This window comes from Corallococcus llansteffanensis (genome assembly GCF_003612055.1).
GTDB lineage: Bacteria > Myxococcota > Myxococcia > Myxococcales > Myxococcaceae > Corallococcus > Corallococcus llansteffanensis.
The window spans coordinates 1-1,618 of the sequence record NZ_RAWB01000992.1 but is presented as its reverse complement, the minus strand read 5'-3'; the positions used below and the strand labels follow the sequence as shown (position 1 = coordinate 1,618).

The following is a 1,618-nucleotide window of genomic DNA, read 5'->3' as shown; positions in this document are numbered from 1 at the left end:
GTCCACGTCGATGGTGAAGTCCTCCTCGGGCGCGCGCAGCTCGGCCACGCGCTGCTTGCGGAAGAGGATGAGCTCCTGGAAGGCGGCCGGCAGGTCCTGGCAGAACAGGATGTAGTCGCTCAGCCGGCGCTGGCTCATCGGCTTCTGGCCGCAGTCCCCGTAGAGGATGGCGACGAGCCGGCCCTTCACCTCCACCGGGTACAGGAAGACGGTGCGCGGCGACTGACGGCCGAACAGCTCCAGGTAGTGCCGCGTGAGCGCGTCCGGAGGCAGCGGACCCGCGTAGCTGCCGCGCGTGACGGCCACGGTGCGGAAGACGCTGCTCGCGTCCAGCGGGATGGAGACCTGCGACAGGGCGCTCGCGTCCAGGCCCTCGCCGCGCGCGTCCCAGCCGCCGGCGGCGCCTCGCACCACCGCGAAGGCGGCCACGTAGTCGAACGTGCGGCGGCCGAAGCGCAGCGCGACGTCCACCAGCCGGTCGCGGTCCCGCGTCGACTCGCGCAGCGCGGCGCGTGCCTGGGGCAGCGTCCAGTCTGGAACCTCGGCCCCTGGCGCGTTGGAGGCGCCCGGCACCGACGGCGCGGCCTCCGGCGTGGCGCGCGGACGGCTTGCGCCCTGGGCCGCGGCCGGGTTGCTGAAGATGATGAACGACGGCTCACCCCGGAGCGGCGGGGGCGTGACGGGCAGCGTGGCGCCTGAGGCCTCGCGGGCCTGCTGTCCAGGTGCGGGGGGCCACACGGCGGGCGTGCCCTGGGGGCGGACGCCCGCGGCCTGCGGAGGCTGCGCGGTGGTGCCCGGCTGAGCGTTCTGGCCGGCGGTCTGCGGAGGCGCGGAGGTGCCCGGCCGGGCATTCTGACCGGCGGCCTGCGGCGTGGCGGTGCCCGGTGCGATGGCGCCTGGCCGAGCGTTCTGGCCAGAGGCCTGCGGCGGCACAGCGGTACCCGGTGCCGTGGAGCCTGGCCGAGCGTTCTGAGCAGCGGCCTGCGGCGGCACAGCAGTACCCGGTGACGTGGAGCCCGACCCGACGGCTTGCGGCACTGCGGTGCCGGGTGCCGTGGAGCCCAATCCGGCGGCCTGCGACTGCGTGGCGGCGGACCCTGGCCGAGTGCTCTGACCGGCGGCCTGCGGCGGCACGGCAGTACCCGGTGACGTGGTGCCCGACCCGGCGGTCTGCGGCGGCGCGGAGGTGCCTGGCCGAGCGTTCTGAGCAGCGGCCTGCGGCGGCGTGGCGGTGGAGCCCTGCGCGGCCGGTGCGGAGGTGCCGGGCTGCTGCGCCGTGGCGGAGGTTCCCGCGACACCGTCCGTGGCAATCGCGCGGCTCGGCGCCTGGGGCCCGGAGGCGGGCGCGCGTCCGGCGGGCGTTCCCTGAGGCTGGGACGGACTCGTGGCGGACGGTTGCCCCTGGGGGGCGTTCGCGGCGGGAGCCTGCGACCCGGCGGGGCGGTTCGGCTGTGAGCCGGCCGGAGCGCCCTGGGGCGTGGCGGGGCCCACGGGCGTCAGCACGGGCACGGTCTGCGGAGGCGGCAGGGGGCGCTCGCCCGGAGGATAGAGCGTCGGAGGCGCGGCGCCGGGGGCGCGCCCCGGTTCGGAGGCTGCGCGGCCGCGGGTGGCTGCGCGG

General features: G+C 77.2%; 1 pseudogene. It reads right to left on the bottom strand.

Going from position 1 to position 1,618, the window contains the following annotated elements:
* A pseudogene (locus tag D7V93_RS42780) lies at positions 1-933 on the bottom strand (GspE/PulE/PilB domain-containing protein); the annotation flags it as partial.
* Positions 934-1,618: the final 685 nt, after the last annotated feature.